The following is an 18,684-nucleotide window of genomic DNA, read 5'->3' on the forward strand; positions in this document are numbered from 1 at the left end:
CTACCCGGCCGGGGCGTCGCCGACGCGCGACTCACCCGCCGGAATGAGGATCTCGAACCACACGGTCGATCCGCGTACGGCCGGGTCGGTGCCCCACGCGTCGCTCAGCTCCTCGATCAGGCCGAGCCCGCGGCCCCGGCTGCTGAGCGTGTCGGTCTGCGCCCGGGTGACCTGACCCCGGGTGCCCGAGTCGGCCACCGACACCAGCAGCCGCTCCGCGGACAGGTCGACCTCGACCCGGGCGGCGGTGCCGGCGTGCAGCAGCGCGTTCGTGGTCAGCTCGCTGGTGCACAGCACCGCCGCGCCGATCACCGCCTCCGGCACCCGCCACTCGCCGAGCTGCGCGGTCATCCAGTGCCGGACCCGGCTCGGCGCAGTCGGCTCGGCCGGCACCTCCATGCTCGCCGACCGGCTGGGGCGCACCGCGTACTCGACGGCGAGCACCGCCACGTCGTCCTCGGTGGCGCCCGGCACCGACGCGGTCGCCACCGCGCACAGCGCACGCGGATCGCCGCCGGCCGCCCCGGTCACCGCCGCGCCCAGCCCGGCCATCCCGGCGGCCAGGTCCTGCCAGCGCCGCTCCACCACGCCGTCGCTGTAGAGCAGCAGCGTGTCGCCGGGCCGGAACGGCACGGTGGTGGTACGCGCCCGTCCACCCAGGCCCAGCGGAGGTGCGGGCGGCACGTCGACGAACTCGGCCACCGGCGCGCCGGGGCCGGCGCGCCGGATCAGCGGCGCGGGATGACCGGCGCTGGCCAGCGTGACCAACTCCCGGTCCGCCTCGACCACGCCGAAGACCACTGTCACGAACAGCTCCTGGGTGCCGCCCTCGACGCCGAGGCTGGCGACCAGCCGGTCCAGCCCGTCGAGCACCGCGTCCGGCCGGGAGTCGACCAGGGCGAGCGCGCGCAGCGCGGCGCGTACCTGGCCCATCCGGGCGGCAGCCTGCACGTCGTGCCCGGCCACGTCGCCCAGCACCACACCGAGAGCGCCGGTGGGCAGCAGGAACGCGTCGTAGAAGTCGCCGCCCGCGGCGTTGCCGTCCACGCCCGGGTCGTAACGCGCGGCGATGCGCAGCCGGGGCAGGTCCGGCAGCCGCTCCGGCAGCATGCTGCGCTGCAGCATCTGGGCGGTGCCATGCTGGGTCTCGAAACGGCGGGCCCGCTCGGCGGCCTGGCCGACCAGCTCGGCGGACGCGGCCAGCAGCGCCCGTTCCGCCGGTGACCAGGGCCGCGGCGTCCGGTAGCCCACTGTCAGCGAGCCCCGCACCACAGTCGTCCGCAGCGGCAGCGCCGCCAGCGCCCGGATCTTCTCGTCGTGCCGGTCCGCCGCGACGCCGCGCAGCGGCTGCCCGTCGGCGGTGAACGAGGCGACCCCGCTTCGCGCGGTCACCACCGCGGGCAGCGCCGACTCGGCGGACATCCGCCGCCACAGCGGGGGCAGCCGTTCGTCGGCCTCGTCGAGCAGCTCACCGCGGATGCGGCGGACCAGCCGCCACGCGCTGCCCTCGTCCACCGCGAACGACACCCGGTCGGCGTCGAAGGAGTGCAGGCAGTAGCGCAGCGCCACCCGCGCCACGTCGTCGAGCGTGAGCGTGCCGGCCAGCGCCGCCGCGAAGTCGCTCAGGCTCTGCAACTGCTGGGTCAGCTGGGTGGTCTGCGCCGAGACGGTGAGCACGCCGGCGATGCGGCCGGCCGAGTCGCGGACCGGGCAGTGGCCCCTGGTGAACACGGCCGGTTCGGCCGGGCCCTGCCGGTCGGCCGGCAGCACCGCCTCCCGTTGCAGGAACGGCTCGCCGTGCCGGTAGACCCGCTCCAGCGCCTCGCCTGCGCCCGGGTCGCGCCACACCTCGGCGAACGCCTCGGCCGCGGGCCGGCCCAGCGCCTCCGGGTGCCGGTCGCCGATCAGCTCGGCGTACCCGTCGTTGTAGAAGACCACCAGGTCGTCGCCGAGGAGCAGGGCCATCGGGACCGGGGAGGCGAGCACCACGTCCGCGACGGCACGGACCGCGGGGTCCCAGGTGTGCGGGGCGCCCAGCGGCGTACCGGCCCACGGGTGGGCGGTCCCGGCCGCCTGCCCGCCGACGACGGGATCGGTGGGCGCTCCCGGTGCGGTAGCGGACGGCGTGGGAATCCGACCGACGGTGCCTGGCATGACCGCAGCCTAACCGGAGCGTGGCCGGGCGGTTCCGATCATGCGTCCGTGGCGGATACGGGTGCCGCCCGGCGCGGATGTTCGGGCAGGTCAGGGCCGGTTCGGCGGGCCATGTCGGGAAATTCCCCCGGTCCGGCCCGGCGTGCTGCCCAGGTCACCGGGTATGCGGGCGGCGCAGTTCACGCGACAGGAGGGACATCATGCCGAAAACCCTCGCGGTCGGGCAGGTCGACATCAGTGCGGCCTGGACCGACTTCTGGAGGTCGGTGCTGCTCTTCGTACCGCGGGCGATCGCGTTCATCGCGATCCTCGTCGTGGGTTGGCTCATCGCCCGAGCCGTCCTCAAAATCGTGGACGCGGCACTGGAACGGGTCGGCTTCGACCGCGCCGTCGAACGCGGCGGCGTCAAACGGGCCCTGGAACGCACCAAGTACGACGCCAGCGACATCCTGGCCAAACTGGCCTACTACGCGGTCCTGCTGTTCACCCTGCAGTTCGCCTTCGGGGTGTGGGGACCGAACGCGATCAGCGACCTGATCCGTGGGGTGGTGTCCTGGCTGCCGCGGGCCTTCGTGGCGATCGTGATCGTGGTGATCGCCGCCGCCATCGCCAACGCCGTCCGGGACCTGGTCTCGGGTGCGCTCGGCGGGCTCTCGTACGGCCGGGTGCTGGCCGACGTGACGGCGATCTTCATCCTGGCGCTCGGCATCATCGCCGCGCTGAACCAGGTGGGCATCGCCACCACGGTGACCACGCCGGTGCTCGTGGCGTTCCTCGCCACCGTGGCCGGCATCCTGATCGTCGGTGTCGGTGGTGGTCTGGTCAAGCCGATGCAGGACCGCTGGGACGGCTGGCTGCACCGGGCCGCCGAGGAGTCCCGGGCGATCCGGCAGCAGCGGCAGGCGCAGCAGGCCGGCCGCGGCGACTACGAGCGGCGGATGGCCGACCGGGGCGGGCAACCGGCACCGGCGGCGCCGCAGTCGTCCATGTCGGGCGCGGGCACGTACCGCTCCGGCGAGATGGGCGACGAGACGCAGCAGTTCCGCCGGCCGAACGGCTGACGGCAACGGGTGACGGGGTGTCCGCGGGGTGATCGCGGGCACCCCGTAGCCGTGTCCGGGTCAGGCGAGGTGGCGCGGGTCCAGTCCACGGGCCAGCAGGCACACCGCGAGCAGGCGGGTGAGCGTCCAGTCGGGCGCGGACCAGTCCGGCTCGGCCGGCGGCGTCCAGCCGTACTCGGCCGCCGCGTCGCGCAGACCCTCGGCGTACCCGGCGAGCGCCGCCACGGTGAGCGGGCGGCGGTCGCCGTCGAGGGTGTCGCGTACCCCGGCGGCGTGCTGGTCGACCTCGGCGAGCAGCCCGGGGTTCGCGTGGGCCGCGGCGAGGCCGGCGGTGCCGACGGCGGCGATCAGGGAGGTGAGGGTCGTCCGCGCGGCCACGGCCGCGGAGCGGCGGGTCGCGACCCGGTTGTTCGGCACGCGCATGGTGTCCGAGGCTAACGCCGCCCGCCGGGGGCCGGCCTCGGCCGAGCGGGGGATGCCCGGGTCGTCCGGGGGAGCCGTCGCGCCGTCCGGCGGGATTGAGTCGCCCGTGCGGGGGCAGAAGTCCGGTACGCAGAGCACGCGATCGGGGTCACGGAGGGACACGATGGGACAGCGGGCCGACGGACCGGACCGGGCGCACCGGCGCCCGGAGGGAGTGAGTGACGCCACGGTCGAGGCGCTGGGCAAGCTCAGCGAGGCCCTGGAGTGCGTCGAGCGGGCCCGTGGGCACCTCTACGAGCTGCACCAGCTCATCGGCCACGCCGACCTGATGCTCGACGACGCGGTGGAGATGTTCCGCACCGCCGGTCACCCGGCGCTCGCCGAGCGGATCGACAGGGAACTGCTCGGCCGCAACGTCATCGCCGGGCGGTGGACGTTCCAGATCGTCGAGGACTTCGACGACGGCTACTACGCGCTCTTCCGGGAGCTGGACCGGCAGGCCCGCGACGAGCTCGTCGCGAGCCGGCGGCACCTCTACGAGGCGGAGATGAAGGAGCGCCGCCGCAGCCGGGGGATGGCGGGGCACGAGGCGCGCCCCGGCACTCGCTGACTCAGTCGGAGGAGCGTGCTTCGGCCGGGCGACGGCGGGCGCCGTCGTCGGCGATGATCACGGTCGCGACCATCAGCGCCACCACCAGGCTGAACAGCCAGGAGCTGTCCTCGGTGAACCGGGCGGAGACCGGAGCCTGGATCGCGGCGAGCAGGAAGCCCAGCCACGCGAGCTTGCGCTGACGGTTGGAGAGGAAACCGGAGCCCTGTTGCATCCCGAAAGTCTTGCGCGCATCAGGGGGAGTGCCGTCAGCCGTTCGGCCGATTCTGGATGGGCTGTCCGTTTTCCTGGCTGTCCGTACCGCACTTTTTGTCGTGTCGGCCGAGCATGAATCCGGCGGCTGCGGGAATCGGCACCGATGCCCGCAGCCACCCCGCGATCACCCGCCGTCCGGGCCGGTCCGCCCGATCGTCGACGGCCGGTAGGCCCGGTCCGCATCGGTCATCTCACGCCGCTCGGCCTCGGGGCCGGCGCCCCGGTCCACCGCCTCCGGGCCGTGGCCGAACGCGGCCTCCTCGCCGGCGTCGTTGGCGGTGACGTCGTCGCCCTGGCCGTCCGTGGCCGACCGGGCGATGGCCTGGTCCAGCTCGTGCAGGGGAGTGCGGTCCTCGTCGCGCCACTGGCGGTCGTTGTCGGTCATTCCCCTGCGGTACCCGGACCGGATGATCGCAAACGGCCGGACACGGCGATGGCCGCCGGCACCGCCGGCGGCCATCCAGACTCGGGTACGGGGGAGGTGGCTCAGGGGGTGGGGCGGTCGACAGCGCCGCGCCAGGCGCCGGTCTCCTGACCGCGCCGCTCGATGAACTGCTTGAACCGCTCCAGATCGCCCTTGGCGCGCCGGTCGACCACGCCCAGCTTGTCGCCGGCCTGCTCGACCACGCCGTGCGGCTCGAACTCCATCTGCAGCGTGACCCGGGTGTGCCCCTCGTCGAGCCGGTGGAAGGTCACCACGCCCGCCTGCTGGGTGCCCCCGGTGGAGCGCCAGGCCACCCGCTCGTCCGGCAGCTGCTCGGTGATCTCGGCGTCGAACTCGCGCTTCACGCCCGCGATCTCGACGGTCCAGTGGGTCATCGTGTCGGAGAGCTGCCGCACCTCCTGCACGCCGTCCATGAAGTGCGGGAACTCCTCGAACTGGGTCCACTGGTCGTACGCGGTCCGGATCGGGACGTCCACGTCCACGTGCTCGGTAACGCCACTCATGTCGGGGTTCCTCCTGTTCCGCCGGTGTGTGTCTCGTACGGGCCGTGGGCCGGCCCGCTCACCAGCGCGTCGTCTCGTTCCTGTGCCCGAGTGCGGCCCACACCTCGGAGATCGTCTGGTAGTGGGCGCCCGCGGGCAGGGTCTCCAGGGCGGCGACGATGTCCGTCGGCGCCTCGTTCTCCCGTGCGTTCGCCAGCAGCGCCTCCCGGTCACCGGGCAGGGCGGTCATCGTGATGAACCGCCCCAGACGGCTGCGCGCCTCGACGTCCTCGGAGCTCATGCCCTGCGGCGTGCCGCTGCGCAGCTCCCCGGCCGGCGCGGTGGTGGCCTCCGGCTGGTCCTCGCCGGCCGGCTCCGGGATCCGGAACTCCTCGGCCCGCGAACCGCCGGTGCCGGCGCTCTGGACGAGACCGCTGACCTCGCTGCTCATCTGATCGTCGACCCTGGGCGAGTGCTTGCTGCTGCCACGTTCCATGCCTTGGGAGATGCCCCGGGGGACCGCCGGTAAACCGGCGCCGCCCGGGAGAGCCGGTCATCCGGGCGGCAACCGGTCGGCCGTCTTCTCCGCATCTGCCGTCTCGTCGCCGGCCTTCTGCCCGTCCGTCTTCTCGTCGTCGGCCGGGGCACGGGGCGGCAGCACCGGGTCGTCCGGCTCCTCGACCCCGGCCTGCATCGCCCGCCCGCGTTGCAGTTCGGCGTTCACCTGCACGCCGAGCATCAACGCGCAGTTGGACAGGTAGAGCCACACCAGGAACGCGATGACCGCGCCGAGACTGCCGTACGTGACGTCGTACGAGCCGAAGTTCGCCACGTACAGGCCGAAGCCGAAGGACGCGAGCACCCAGGCCACGAGTGCGAGCGCGCCACCCGGGGTGAGCCAGCGGAACCGCGGCTGCCGCACGTTCGGCGCGATCCAGAACAGCAGCGACAGCAGCGTCATCGCGACCACGGCGAGCAGCGGCCACTTCGCCACCGACCACGTCGTGCGGGCCACCGCTCCGGCGTGCAGCAGGTCGCCGACCGCGTCGGTGACCGGGCCGCTGACGATCAGCCCGGTGGCCACCACGGCGAGCAGCACGATCGTCACCGCGGCCATGCCGATCTGCAACGGGCGCAGCCGGTAGAACGGCCGGCCCTCCCGCACCCCGTAGATCGCGTTGGAGGCGCGGGTGAACGCGCCGATGAACCCGGACGCGGACCAGAGCGCGCCGAGCAGACCGAAGCTGAGCAGCACCTTCGCCGAGCCCTGCTGCTCGACCACGTTGCGCACCACGCCCACGAACGCGTCGTTGCCGACCACCGAGCCGGCGCCGATCTCCCGGGCCAGGTCGATCACGGTGTCGACGGTGCGCGGGCCGTCGGAGACCAGGCCGACCAGCGCGACCACCACGATCGTGGACGGGAACAGGGCCAGCACGCCGTAGTAGGTGAGCGCCGCGGCCCAGTCCGCGCAGTTGTCGGTGACGAAACCCTTGCCGCTGCGCACCAGCACACCGCGCCAGGTGCGCCAGTTGAGCTGACGGATCCGGCGGGGGAAACGGGACCGCGTCCGGGTGCCGGCCGTCTGTGGTGTCGTCGCGGTCATGTCCGCCTCCTCCAGGGCCCGCCACGGGCGTGGGCGGGCGGTACCCCCGGGGGGAAATCGACAAACCGGGTGCCGGTTTGCCCGCCGGGCGGGAGGGAACCACACCAGACAGCCGATCCCGACTCCAGGAGGACGAGATGCCCGGGCGCGAGGTACTGCCCAGCACGCTGCGGCGCTCCCCGGCGAAGGCGCAGCGGACCTGGGAGAAGACGCACGACTCGGCGGTCGAGACGTACGGCGAGGGGGAGCGGGCGCACCGCACCGCCTTCGCCGCGGTCAAGCACGAGTTCGAGAAGGTGGGCGACCACTGGGAGCCCAAGGGCCGCAAGGGGCCCAGCGACAAGCAGGCCGCAGGCGGCGGCCCGGCCCGGCGCGCGCCGACCGCCGGTGGGGTGGACGCCAACGCCACCAAGGACCACCTCATGGAGGTGGCGAAGAAGCTGGACGTGCGCGGCCGGTCCCGGATGACCAAGCCGGAGCTGGTCAAGGCCATCGAGAAGGCGAACAACAACGCGACCCGCAAGGCCCGCGGGGGTCGCTGACACCTGGGGGTACGCGTCGAGCCCGGGACCGCCTCGGTCCCGGGCTCGTGTCGTGCCGCCTCACCAGTGGCCGCCGCCCGGCGCCTCCAGGTGCACCGCCTTCATGGTGCTGAACTCGTCCAGCAGTTCCGGGCCGTACCCGAAGCCCTGGCCGCTGCCCCGGCGCGGCTGGGCCGCACCGCCGGGTGCCCCGCCGAACACCGAATTGATCTTCACGGTCCCGACCGGCAGCTCCCGCCAGGCGCGCTGGGCGTGGCTCATCGAGCCGGTCAGCACGGTGGCGGCCAGGCCGTACGGGGAGTCGGCGGCGCAGCGCAGCCCCTCGCTGAACGAGTCGACCACCACCACCGGCGCGACCGGCCCGAACGTCTCCTCGCGGACCAACGTCATGTCGTGGCGGCAGCCCTCGATCACCGTCGCCGGGTAGAACGCGCCCGGCCCGTCCGGCAGTACGCCGCCGGCGCGTACCCGGGCGCCGTCGGCGAGCGCGGCGGTCACCTGACCGTGGACGTGGTCCCGGTGCCGCCGGTCGACCAGCGGCGCGAGCTGCGTGCCCGGGTCACGGCCAGGGCCCACTGTGAGCGCCTCGGCGCGCGCCACCAGCGCGTCCAGGAAGCCCTCGGCGACGTCGCGGTGCACGTAGATCCGCTCGACCGCCACACAGATCTGACCGGCGTTGGCGAAGCACCCGAGCGCCGCCTGTCCGGCCGCCCAGACCGGGTCGACGTCCGCGTCCACCACGAGCGGGTCGCTGCCGCCGTTCTCCAGCAGCACCTTCGCCCCGGTACGCGCGCCCGCGGCGGCGATCGCCCGGCCGGTGGCGGTGGAACCGACGTGCGCGATCACGTCCAGTTCCTGCCCGGCCAGCGCGGCGCCCACCTCGCTACCGCCGGTGAGCAGCGACAGCACCCCGGCCGGCAGCGCCGAGTCCAGCGCGCGGGCCAGCAGCCAGCCGGTGGCGGGGGTCCGCTCGCTCGGCTTGTGGACCACCACGTTGCCGGTGACCAGCGCGGCGCCGAGCAGGCCGCAGGACACCGCAACCGGGTCGTTCCACGGGGTGATCACGGCGACGACGCCGCGCGGCTCGGGGGCCATGAAGTCCAGCGCGTCGTGCGCGCCGTGCAGCGTCCGGCCGCCCCGGACGGGGGCCAGTTCGGCGTACTGTCGCAGTGTGCCGACGCCCGCCGCCACCCCGCCCCGCGCGTCTTCGAGCGGCTTGCCCATCTCCGCCGTGGTCGCCTCGGCCAGCTCGCCTGCCGCCGCCTCGACCGCGTCCGCCGCCCGGTGCAGCGCCGCGGCCCGTTCCGCCGGTGCGGTCGCGGCCCACTCCGCCGCCACCCCCCGGGCCGCCTCCACCGCCTTGGCCACCTCGTCGGCCGTCGCGACGGGCGTCCGCGTCACCGGCGACCCGTCCGCCGGATCGTGGACGACCAGCTCGCCGCCCTCGCCGCCGGCGCCCCACACCCCACCAATGAGCTGCGCAACCGTGTACATGCGGCCGTGCTTGCCCCGGCCTGGGCGGGACAAACGCGTTTCGCCCGGTGACCGGCCGGGTAGCCGGATCCGATGACCTCCACCGCAGACGCCGTCGTCATCGGAGCCGGGCACAACGGGCTGGTGGCCGCGAACCTGCTGGTGGACGCCGGCTGGGACGTCGAGGTCCTGGAGGCCACCGAGGCGCCCGGCGGAGCCGTGCGCTCCGCGTACGTCACGGCGCCCGGTTACCTCAGCGACCTCTACAGCTCCTTCTACCCGCTCGGCTACGCCTCCCCGGTACTCGACGGGCTGGACCTGGAACGGCACGGCCTGTCCTGGACGCACGCGCCGGACGTGCTGGCGCACCTGCTCCCGGACGGGCGCGCCGCAGTGGTAAACCGCGACCTGGACGTCACCGCCGCCTCGCTGGAGGCGTTCGCCCCCGGCGACGGGGAGCGCTGGCGGCACGCGTACGCCGACTGGTGCCAGGTGGCCGAGCCGATGTTGCAGACCATCACCACCCCGTTCCCGCCGGTACGCGGCGGGCTGGGCCTGCTGCGGCAACTCCGGGTCGGCGGCGCGCTGCGCCTGGGCCGCCGCCTCGTGCTGCCGGTCCGCAAGCTCGGCGCGGAACTGTTCGAGGGCGAGGGCGGCACGGTGCTGCTGGCCGGCTGCGCCCTGCACACCGACCTGTCCCCGGAGGACGCCGGTTCCGGGGTGTACGGCTGGCTGCTCGCCATGCTCGGCCAGCAGGTGGGCTGGCCGGTGCCGGTCGGCGGCGCCCAGAAGATCACCGACGCGCTCGTCGCGCGGCTGGTCGAGCGGGGCGGGCGGATCACGTACGGCGCCCGGGTCGAGCGGGTGCTCACCGCCCGGGGCCGGGCGATGGGCGTCCGCACCGCCGGCGGCACCGACTGGCGGGCCCGGCGCGCGGTGCTCGCCGACGTGCCCGCCCCGGCGCTCTTCCTCGACCTGGTCGGCGCGGCGGCGCTGCCATCCCGGATGGTGGAGGACCTGGCGCACTTCAAGTGGGACGGCTCCACACTCAAGGTCGACTGGGCGCTGTCCGCGCCGGTGCCGTGGAAGAACCGCGACCTGGCCGGCGCCGGCACCGTGCACCTGGGCGCCGACCTCGACGGGCTCACCACGTACGCGGCCGAGCTGGCCCGCGGCGAGCTGCCACGGGATCCGTTCCTGCTGGTGGGGCAGATGTCGGTGGCCGACCCGAGCCATTCACCGCCCGGCACCGAGTCGCTCTGGTCCTACACGCACCTGCCGTTCCGCCGGGACTGGCGGGCCGAGGAGGTGGCGGGGCACGTGGCGCGGATGGAGGAGGTGCTGGAGGCGGCGGCACCCGGGTTCCGGGCGTCGATCGTCGGGCGGCACGTGGCCGGCCCGGCCGATCTGGAGGCCGCCGAGCCGAGCCTGGTCGGGGGAGCGCTCGGCGGGGGCACCGCCGCGGCGTACCAGCAGTTGTTCCTGCGGCCGATCCCCGGCCTGGGCCGCGCCGACACCCCGGTCGACCGGCTTTACCTGGCCAGCGCCTCCGCCCACCCGGGCGGTGGCGTGCACGGTGCGCCGGGGGCGAACGCGGCACGCGCCGCGCTCGCACGCGACCGGGCGGTCACCGGCGAGGTGTACGCCCGCACGATCGCCGCCGCGCACCGCACCGTCTACCGCTGACCCGCCCGCGCCCCCACCGGCTGCCCCGACGACGGGCGGAGCGATCCCGGAAAACGAGATCGGCAGCCCGCATCCTGGGAGTCGCCGTAGATCTTGGTACGAAAGTGCCCCTATGGGGGCCGTTTCCTACCAAGATCTGCTGGCTGCCCGGGACGAGGCGCGACCGCACCGCCGCCTTTGCTCTGCACCCGCATACGCATCGGTCACGCACCGTGTCCGCGGCGGGCGGCCGGCGAGACGGTGTCCCGGACAGCGCCCCTGCTCAGAGCGCTGCTGCGCCGATGGCTGCAGAGCAAAGGGCCGACGAGGGAATGTGGCGGGACGACCGCGCCCTCACGCGCGGTGACGATGACGCGGCGTGAGGGCGCGGGGAGGCGCGGGAGAGCGGGTCAGGAGTCCAGGTTGCGGTGCCGGCTGCGCAGCTTGAACGGCATCAGCGCACTCTCGATCTTCGTGGCCGTGGTCATCTTCGAGTCGCCGTCGCGGCGTTCCTCGAAACGGATCGGCACCTCGAGGATCGTGTGACCGAGCTTGGTGGCGAGGTAGTGCATCTCCACCTGGAAGCTGTAGCCGTTCGACTGGACCCGGTCCAGCCCGATCGCGCGCAGCGCGTCCGCCCGCCAGATCTTGAAGCCGGCGGTCAGGTCGCGGATGCGGACCCGCAGCAGCGTGTGCACGTACAGGTTCGCCCAGCCGCTGAGCGCGCGCCGGTACAGCGGCCAGTTCTCGTCCAGCTCACCGCCGGGCACGTAACGCGAGCCGATGACCACCGAAGCCTGGGTGGACAGCAGCGCGCCGAGCATGCCGGGCAGCGCCTCCGGCGGGTGCGACAGGTCGGCGTCCATCTGCGCGACGAAGTCCGCACCGTCGTCGAGCGCCCGGCCGATGCCGTCCACGTACGCCCGGCCGAGGCCCTCCTTGCCCGGGCGGTGCACCACCATCACCCGGTCCGGGTGCTCGATGGCCAGCTTGTCGGCGACCTCGCCGGTTCCGTCCGGGGAGTTGTCGTCGGCGACCAGCACCTTCAGCCCCGGCAGCGGCAGCGCGAGCAGGCGCTCGACCAGCACCGGGAGGTTGCCCGCCTCGTTGTAGGTCGGAACGACGACGGTCAGGCGCGCATCCCCCCACGGGGAGGGTAACTGCACGGGTTCGATCATCACGGACATCCTCGGTCAGCCGACAGGTTCACCTGAGAGGGTAGCCAGTCCCTCGCGCGGCGGCCGCACAGACGCCCCGCCGGCGATCGATCACCGCTCCGGCTTCTGCCGCGTCGCGATGTCGGACAGCCGGGCCAGCGTCTCCCGGTTACGAAGATGCAGCACCAGGTCGTTGAGCTTGGTCCGGATCCACCGCAACGGCCCGGCGGCGAAGTCCTCGCCGAGCGTCACCCGGGTCCTGCCGTCGTCGAGCGGCTCGAGCACGAACGCCACGACCGCCTCCCCGGCCGGCCACAGCCCGGCGCGCAGCACCAGCCGGTGCGGCGCCTGGCACTCCAGCACCGTCGACTTGTCCTGGAGCGAGAACGGCCACGGCCCGGCCCGGTGGTGCAGGCGGCTGCCGACGCGCGGCCACGTGTCGTCCACGTCCCGCACGTGCGCGGTGCCCACCACCCAGTCGCTGTACGTCCACCCGTCCGCGAGCACCTCGAAGACCTGCTCCGGGGGCGCGTCGATCACCTTCTCCACAACCGCCATCACCGAGCGGTACCCCCGCGCGGGCGGTCGCTAACGGCGATCCGGGTTAGCTTCTCCGGGGCGGCGGGTATCGCCGGACCGGGCCGGTCGTGGCAGGTGCGCACCCGGCAGTGCGGCACCGGCGGGGCGGCCTGGCGCCGACGCCGACGTTTACTCCTCGGGGCCTCGGGAACCCGCCGCCCGTGCGACGGGACCAGGAGCGGGATCAGTGCAGGTCAGCCCGGTTTGACCCGGGTACTGACCGCTTCCCGTCCGGCCTGTACGACGCGGTCCTGCTGGACCGGGACGGCACGCTGGTGGAGGACGTGCCGTACAACGGCGACCCGGAGAAGGTACGGCCGGTGCCCGGCGCCCGGGAGGCGCTGGACCGGTTGCGGGCGGCCGGGCTGCGGCTGGCGGTGGTCACCAACCAGTCCGGCCTGGCCCGGGGGTACTTCACCGCGCACGACCTGCGCCTGGTCAACGCCAGGGTGGAGGAGCTGCTCGGGCCCTTCGACCACTGGGTGATCTGCCCGCACGCGGAGGCCGACGGGTGCGCCTGCCGCAAGCCCGCGCCCGGCCTCGTCCACGAGGCGGCCCGAGCGCTCGGCACCACCCCTACCCGGTGCGTGCTGATCGGGGACATCGGCGCGGACACGGCAGCCGCCGCGGCTGCGGGCGCCGCCGCGATCATGGTGCCCACGCCGGCGACCCGGGCCGCCGAGGTCGCCGCCGCGCCCACAGTCGCCGCGGACCTGCCGGACGCGGTGGGCATCGTGCTGGCCCGGATGCGCCTGACGGCCGCGCCGCACCCCGCGCGCCGGTCGCGTCGCGGGACGGTGCTGGTGGTCCGCAGCGACGCGGCGGGCGATGTGCTGGTGACCGGGCCGGGCATCCGGGCGGTAGCGGCCGGAGCGGAGCGGGTGGTGCTGCTGTGCGGGCCACGTGGCCGGGCCGCCGCCGACCTGCTTCCCGGCGTGGACGAGATCATCGAGGCGCCGCTGCCGTGGATCGACGCGCCCGCCCCGCCCGTCGACCCCGGCGCCGTGCGCGCGCTCACCGACCGGTTGTCGGAGGTACGCGCCGACGAGGCCGTCGTGTTCACCTCCTTCCACCAGTCCGCCCTGCCCCTCGCGCTGCTGCTGCGCCTGGCCGGGATACCGCGGATCAGCGCGATCAGCGACGACTACCCGGGCAGCCTGCTCGACGTCCGCCACCGCGTTCCGGCAGGCGTACCCGAACCGGAACGTGCCCTGTCACTCGCGGCCGCCGCCGGCTTCGCGCTGCCCGGCCACGACGAACCGGCGCTGCGCATCCGCACCGACCGGCTTCCGCCGCCCGCGGCGGACGCCGGCGAACCCGGCTACGTGGTCCTGCACCCCGGCTCGTCGGTGGAGACCCGCGCCTGCCCGGAGGAGCTGGCCACCCGCGTGGTCCGCGTGCTAGGCGCGGCCGGCTACCGGGTCGTGGTCACCGGCGGACCCGACGAGCGGGAGCTGACCGCGCGCGTGGCCGCCGCGGGCGGCGTGGACCTGGGCGGGCGGACCGGGCTGGACGACCTGGCGGCGGTGATCGCCGGCGCCGGGGCGCTGGTGGTGGGCAACACCGGTCCGGCGCACCTGGCCGCCGCGCTCGGCGTGCCGGTGGTGAGCCTGTTCGCCCCGACGGTGCCGTTCGGGCAGTGGGGGCCGTACCGGGTGCCGACGGTGCGCCTCGGCGACGCGGGGGCGGCGTGCCGGGACACCCGCGCGACCGTCTGCCCGGTGCCCGGGCACCCGTGCCTGTCGGCCGTCGAGCCGGGACGGGTGCTGGAGGCATTGCGGCTGCTGCGCGTGCCGGCGCCGGTGGCGGGCGGGGTGGCCGGATGAACATCCTGCTGTGGCACGTCCACGGGTCGTGGACGACCTCCTTCGTGCACGGCAAGCACCGCTACCTGGTGCCGGTCACCCCTGATCGGGGGCCGTACGGGCTGGGCCGGGCGCGCACCTACCCGTGGCCGGACAGCGCCGTCGAGGTCACCCCCGACGAGCTGCGCGACACCGACGTCGACCTGGTGATCCTGCAACGCCCCGAGGAACTCGACCTGGCCGCCGAGTGGCTCGGCCGCCGGCCGGGCCGGGACGTGCCGGCCATCTACGTCGAGCACAACACGCCGAAAGGCGACGTGCCGAACACGCGGCACCCGATGGCCGACCGCGACGACCTGCTGCTCACCCACGTCACCGCGTTCAACGAGCTGTTCTGGGACAACGGCGGCACCCGCACCACTGTCGTCGACCACGGCGTCGTACCACCGAACGTCGAGTGGACCGGGGAACTCGACCGCCTCGCCGTGGTCATCAACGAGCCGGTACGCCGCTGGCGGGTCACCGGCACCGACCTGCTCGCCCGGTTCGCCGCGCTGGCGCCGCTGGACGTCTACGGAATGAAGGTGGACGGTCTGGCCGCCCACCTCGGCCTGCCCGAGGACCGGCTGACCAGCCACGACGACGTACCCCAGCACGCCATGCACGCCGAACTCGCCAAACGGCGCGCGTACCTGCACCTGTGCCGCTGGACCTCACTCGGCCTCAGCCTCATCGAGGCCATGACCCTGGGCATGCCCGTGGTGGCACTCGCCACCACCGAGGCGGTGGAGGCGGTGCCACCGGCCGCGGGCGCGCTGTCCACCCGCGTCGACACGCTCGTCGACGCCGCCCGTGGCCTGCTGGACGACCGGGAGTCCGCCCGCCGGGCGGGCGCCGTGGCCCGGGCCGCCGCCCGGGACCGCTACGGCCTGGAGCGATTCCTCGCCGACTGGGACCGGCTGCTGGAGGAGGAAGTATGCGCATCGCGATGATCTCGGAGCATGCCAGCCCGCTCGCCGTCCTCGGCGGGGAGGACGCCGGTGGCCAGAACACGCATGTCGCGGAGCTCTCCGCCGCGCTCGCGGCCGCCGGTCACGACGTGCGCGTCTACACCAGGCTCGACGCGGTGGACCTGCCGGTGAGCGTCCGCACCCCGGACGGGTACGAGGTGGTGCACGTACCGGCCGGGCCGGCCGAACCGGTGGCCAAGGACGACCTGCTGCCGTACATGCCGTCGTTCGGGCAGTGGCTGGCCGACCGGTGGCGCACCGGCGACTGGCAGCCCGAGGTGGTGCACGCGCACTTCTGGATGAGCGGGCTCGCGGGTCTCGCCGCGGCCCGCCGCGCCGGGGTGCCGGTGGTGCAGACGTACCACGCGCTCGGCACCGTCAAGCGCCGCCACCAGGGCGTGCAGGACACCAGCCCGCCGGGGCGGGTCGAGCACGAGCGGAAGCTGGGCCGCTCGGTGGACCGGGTGGTCGCCCAGTGCCAGGACGAGGTCGCCGAACTGGTCCGGATGGGCGTGCCCCGGTCCCGGATGACAGTGGTGCCGTCGGGGGTGAACCTCACGACGTTCTCCCCGCTCGGCCCGGTCGCCGACCGCGACGGCGGCCGGGCCCGCATCCTCACCGTCGGCCGGCTGGTCGAACGCAAGGGTTTCCAGGACGTCATCCGGGCCGTGGCCGAGGTGCCGGACGCCGAGTGCGTCGTCGTGGGCGGGCCGCCGGCCGGACTGCTGGAGACCGACCCGTACGCGTTGCGGCTGCGCGCGCTGGCCCACTCGCTCGGCGTCGCCGACCGGGTACGGCTGGTCGGCGCCGTCCCCCGGGAGGAGATGGGTCGCTGGTACCGGTCGGCCGACGTGCTCGTGGCCGCACCCTGGTACGAGCCGTTCGGACTCACCCCGCTGGAGGCGATGGCCTGCGGCGTACCGGTGGTCGCGACCGCCGTCGGCGGGCTGATCGACACGGTGGTGGCCGGACGTACCGGCGACCTGGTGCCGCCCCGGGAGCCGGCCGCCCTCGGCGCGGCGCTCCGGGGCCTGCTCGGCGACCGGATCCGCCGCTTCGCCTACGCCACCGCCGCGTTGGATCGGGCCCGCACCCGCTACTCCTGGGCCACCACCGCGGACCGGCTCACCGAGCTGTACGGCGAGGTGGCCACCGTGCGCCGCCCGACCCGGGTGGTCGCCTGATGAGGGCCGGGACGCCGGCCGCCGGCGCGACCGTGCTGGAGGATCACCTGAGCCTGCTGGCCGCCGCGCTGCTGCCGCTGCGGGAGGCGGAACAGATGCTGGCCCGCTGGGGTGAGGAACTGGCGCAGCGGCTCGCCGCCGGTGGCCGCCTGCTGGTGGCCGGTAACGGCGGCAGCGCCGCCGAAGCCCAGCACCTCACCGCCGAACTCGTCGGCAAACTCCGCCACGACCGCCAACCCCTGTCCGCGATCGCCCTGCACGCCGAGACCAGCGCCGTCACCGCGATCGCCAACGACTACGGATACGACGAGACCTTCGCCCGGCAGGTCCGTGCCCACGGCCGACCTCACGACATCCTCCTGCTCCTCACCACCAGCGGCACCAGCACCAACCTCCTCACCGCCGCCCACGCCGCCCACCACACCGGCATGCGCTGCTGGGCCTTCACCGGACCCGCACCCAACCCCCTCGCCGACCTCTGCCACGAGCACCTGGCGATCGACTCGCCGGACGGGCAGGTCGTGCAGGAACTGCACCTGGTGGCCTCGCACGTGCTCTGCGAGTACGTCGAACTGGCGCTGCCCGCCGCGCTCGCCGCCCAGCCCGCGGCCGGGCCGGTACGCGCCGGCGTCGAGGTCGTCGTCGGCGAGCCGGACCCGGCGGCGCCGGCCGGGCGGGGAGGACCGGCATGAGGGGCCCGGTGGTGGTGCTCGGTGACACGCTGCTGGACCGCGACGTCGAAGGTCTGGTGAACCGGCTCTGCCCGGACTCCCCGGTGCCGGTGCTCGACGAGACCGTCTCCGCCGACCGGCCCGGCGGCGCCGGGCTGGCCGCCGTCTTCGCCGCCGCGCAGGGCGCCGAGGTCGCGCTGGTCACCGCCGTCGCCGACGACGCGGGCGGGGCCCGGCTGGGCACGCTGCTCGCCGCCGCCGGGGTCCGGCTGTACGCGCTTCCGCTGGCCGGCGCCACCCCGGAGAAGATCCGGCTGCGGGCGCGCGGCCGGGTGCTGCTGCGCCACGACCGGGGCGGGAGCGCCGGTACCCCGGGTCAGCCCAGCGATGCCGTGCTGCGGCTGATCGCCGACGCGTCCGCCGTGCTGGTCAGCGACTACGGCCGGGGCGTGGCCGCTCATCCGGCGCTGCGCGCCGCGCTCACCGCCACCCGGGCACCGGTGGTCTGGGATCCGCATCCGCGCGGACCGGCCGCCGTACCCGGTGTGCACCTGGCGACCCCGAACGAGCCGGAGGCCCGCGAGCTGGCGAAGACGCCGCCGGGCGGCTCCCGCCTGGCCGTCGCGTCCCGCAGCGCGCACGCGTTGCGCCGCCGCTGGCAGGCGCGCGCGGTCGCGGTGACGCTCGGCGGGGACGGCGCGCTGCTCAGCCACGCCGGGTCCACGCCCCTTGTGGTGCCGGCGCCGCCCGCCGAGGGGGACACCTGCGGGGCGGGCGACCGGTTCGCGTCCACCGCGACCCTCGCCCTGGCCCGTGGGGCGCTGGTGTCCGAGGCGGTGCAGGAGGCGGTCACCGAGGCGTCCGCGTACGTGGCCGGCGGCGGTGTCGCGGCCGCGCTGCCCGCGCCGGTGCGCGCGGTGGCCCCGGAAGTGGTCACCGGAGGCGGGGACCGGATCGGCGCCGGGGCGGCCGGCGAGGTGGTGGCCCGGGTCCGCGCGGCCGGCGGCACCGTGGTCGCCACCGGCGGCTGCTTCGACCTGCTGCACGCCGGGCACGTGGCGACGCTCCAGGCGGCCCGGCAACTCGGCGACTGCCTGGTGGTCTGCCTCAACTCCGACGCCAGCGTCGCCGGGCTCAAGGGCCCGGAACGCCCGGTCGTGCCGCAGGGCGACCGGGGACGGCTGCTCGCCGCGCTCGGCTGCGTCGACGCGGTGCTGATCTTCGACGAGCCGACCCCGGAGGCGGCGCTGTCCTGGCTGCGCCCGGACATCTGGGTCAAGGGTGGCGACTACGCCAGCGGTGGCGGCCCGGAGACGCTGCCCGAGACGGAGATCCTGGCCCGCTGGGGCGGCCACACGGTGGTCGTGCCGTACCTCGACGGGCGCTCGACCACCGACATGATCGCGGCGGCGCGGGCCGGGCGGGGCAGCGGCGGCTGGCCGGCCCCGTCGGTCGACCCGGCCGAGGCCGTCGCGCAGGTCCGGTCCACGGCGAAGGGAGCACGATGAACGAGCGACGCATCCGACCCGGCGCGGTCGCGCCCGCCGGTCCGACGGTGGCGG

General features: G+C 74.8%; 19 protein-coding genes. 9 read left to right on the forward strand and 10 right to left on the reverse strand.

The window, feature by feature from the left end:
- A complete protein-coding gene (locus O7546_RS08895; RefSeq protein WP_194800994.1) occupies positions 1–2,154 on the reverse strand; it encodes a SpoIIE family protein phosphatase in 2,154 nt (717 codons plus the stop codon).
- Between the two features lie 200 nt (positions 2,155–2,354).
- Here O7546_RS08895 and O7546_RS08900 point away from each other — a divergent pair, with 200 nt between their 5' ends.
- Entirely contained in the window at positions 2,355–3,215 is an 861-nt protein-coding gene (locus tag O7546_RS08900) for a hypothetical protein (RefSeq protein ID WP_194800995.1), read from the forward strand.
- 60 nt (positions 3,216–3,275) lie between these two features.
- Here the strand turns inward: O7546_RS08900 and O7546_RS08905 are convergent, their stop codons facing one another.
- Positions 3,276–3,638 (reverse strand): DUF6401 family natural product biosynthesis protein, encoded by a 363-nt coding sequence (locus tag O7546_RS08905; protein ID WP_281600725.1) that lies wholly within the window; start codon positions 3,636–3,638, stop codon positions 3,276–3,278.
- A gap of 163 nt (positions 3,639–3,801) precedes the next feature.
- On the opposite strand from O7546_RS08905, the gene O7546_RS08910 reads away from it, so the two are divergent.
- Positions 3,802–4,248 (forward strand): hypothetical protein, encoded by a 447-nt coding sequence (locus tag O7546_RS08910; protein ID WP_281600726.1) that lies wholly within the window; start codon positions 3,802–3,804, stop codon positions 4,246–4,248.
- A gap of 1 nt (position 4,249) precedes the next feature.
- Here O7546_RS08910 and O7546_RS08915 read toward each other — a convergent pair whose 3' ends face one another.
- The 5 genes from O7546_RS08915 to O7546_RS08935 all read right to left on the reverse strand — a co-directional run bounded on the left by O7546_RS08915 (position 4,250) and on the right by O7546_RS08935 (position 7,036).
- Positions 4,250–4,462, reverse strand: a complete 213-nt coding sequence (locus O7546_RS08915) for a hypothetical protein (RefSeq protein WP_018784964.1) — start codon at positions 4,460–4,462, stop codon at positions 4,250–4,252.
- A gap of 165 nt (positions 4,463–4,627) precedes the next feature.
- Entirely contained in the window at positions 4,628–4,888 is a 261-nt protein-coding gene (locus tag O7546_RS08920; RefSeq protein ID WP_194800998.1) for a hypothetical protein, read from the reverse strand.
- Between the two features lie 101 nt (positions 4,889–4,989).
- A complete protein-coding gene (locus O7546_RS08925) occupies positions 4,990–5,451 on the reverse strand; it encodes an SRPBCC family protein (protein WP_013285389.1) in 462 nt (153 codons plus the stop codon).
- Between the two features lie 58 nt (positions 5,452–5,509).
- Complete coding sequence (locus O7546_RS08930; RefSeq protein ID WP_194800999.1) at positions 5,510–5,926, reverse strand: DUF2795 domain-containing protein; 417 nt, start codon at positions 5,924–5,926, stop codon at positions 5,510–5,512.
- Between the two features lie 57 nt (positions 5,927–5,983).
- The gene (locus tag O7546_RS08935; RefSeq protein ID WP_194801000.1) at positions 5,984–7,036 is read right to left on the reverse strand and encodes a YihY/virulence factor BrkB family protein; all 1,053 of its coding nucleotides are present in this window, start codon (positions 7,034–7,036) and stop codon (positions 5,984–5,986) included.
- Positions 7,037–7,173: 137 nt separating this feature from the next.
- Between O7546_RS08935 and O7546_RS08940 the strand changes: the two genes are divergently transcribed.
- On the forward strand, positions 7,174–7,578 hold the full coding sequence (locus O7546_RS08940; RefSeq protein ID WP_194801001.1) for a ChaB family protein: 405 nt from the start codon (positions 7,174–7,176) through the stop codon (positions 7,576–7,578).
- 60 nt (positions 7,579–7,638) lie between these two features.
- Here O7546_RS08940 and O7546_RS08945 read toward each other — a convergent pair whose 3' ends face one another.
- The gene (locus O7546_RS08945; protein ID WP_194801002.1) at positions 7,639–9,072 is read right to left on the reverse strand and encodes an aldehyde dehydrogenase family protein; all 1,434 of its coding nucleotides are present in this window, start codon (positions 9,070–9,072) and stop codon (positions 7,639–7,641) included.
- 72 nt (positions 9,073–9,144) lie between these two features.
- On the opposite strand from O7546_RS08945, the gene O7546_RS08950 reads away from it, so the two are divergent.
- Positions 9,145–10,737 carry an NAD(P)/FAD-dependent oxidoreductase gene (locus O7546_RS08950; protein WP_194801003.1) on the forward strand — a complete coding sequence of 531 codons (1,593 nt, stop codon included), beginning with the start codon at positions 9,145–9,147 and terminating at the stop codon, positions 10,735–10,737.
- A gap of 389 nt (positions 10,738–11,126) precedes the next feature.
- Here the strand turns inward: O7546_RS08950 and O7546_RS08955 are convergent, their stop codons facing one another.
- Positions 11,127–11,894 (reverse strand): polyprenol monophosphomannose synthase, encoded by a 768-nt coding sequence (locus tag O7546_RS08955; protein WP_194801004.1) that lies wholly within the window; start codon positions 11,892–11,894, stop codon positions 11,127–11,129.
- 90 nt (positions 11,895–11,984) lie between these two features.
- Entirely contained in the window at positions 11,985–12,431 is a 447-nt protein-coding gene (locus tag O7546_RS08960; protein ID WP_194801005.1) for an SRPBCC family protein, read from the reverse strand.
- A 257-nt stretch (positions 12,432–12,688) separates the two neighbouring features.
- Between O7546_RS08960 and O7546_RS08965 the strand changes: the two genes are divergently transcribed.
- From O7546_RS08965 to O7546_RS08985, 5 genes are read left to right on the forward strand one after another with little or no spacing between them, the layout of a single operon-like run.
- Positions 12,689–14,278 (forward strand): HAD-IIIA family hydrolase, encoded by a 1,590-nt coding sequence (locus O7546_RS08965; RefSeq protein ID WP_281601148.1) that lies wholly within the window; start codon positions 12,689–12,691, stop codon positions 14,276–14,278.
- Entirely contained in the window at positions 14,275–15,249 is a 975-nt protein-coding gene (locus O7546_RS08970) for a glycosyltransferase (protein ID WP_281600727.1), read from the forward strand. Before O7546_RS08965 ends, O7546_RS08970 begins: the two co-directional genes overlap by 4 nt.
- Positions 15,234–16,451 carry a glycosyltransferase gene (locus O7546_RS08975; protein WP_269696534.1) on the forward strand — a complete coding sequence of 406 codons (1,218 nt, stop codon included), beginning with the start codon at positions 15,234–15,236 and terminating at the stop codon, positions 16,449–16,451. The genes O7546_RS08970 and O7546_RS08975 overlap by 16 nt, the downstream gene beginning before the upstream one ends.
- Complete coding sequence (locus O7546_RS08980; RefSeq protein ID WP_194801009.1) at positions 16,451–17,143, forward strand: SIS domain-containing protein; 693 nt, start codon at positions 16,451–16,453, stop codon at positions 17,141–17,143. The genes O7546_RS08975 and O7546_RS08980 overlap by 1 nt, the downstream gene beginning before the upstream one ends.
- Positions 17,140–18,630, forward strand: coding sequence for a PfkB family carbohydrate kinase (locus O7546_RS08985; protein ID WP_194801010.1), 1,491 nt, complete (start codon positions 17,140–17,142; stop codon positions 18,628–18,630). Before O7546_RS08980 ends, O7546_RS08985 begins: the two co-directional genes overlap by 4 nt.
- The last annotated feature ends 54 nt before the right edge of the window (positions 18,631–18,684 follow it).

The sequence above is a fragment of the Micromonospora sp. WMMA1976 genome, from assembly GCF_027497335.1.
In the GTDB taxonomy this organism is placed as follows: domain Bacteria; phylum Actinomycetota; class Actinomycetes; order Mycobacteriales; family Micromonosporaceae; genus Micromonospora; species Micromonospora aurantiaca.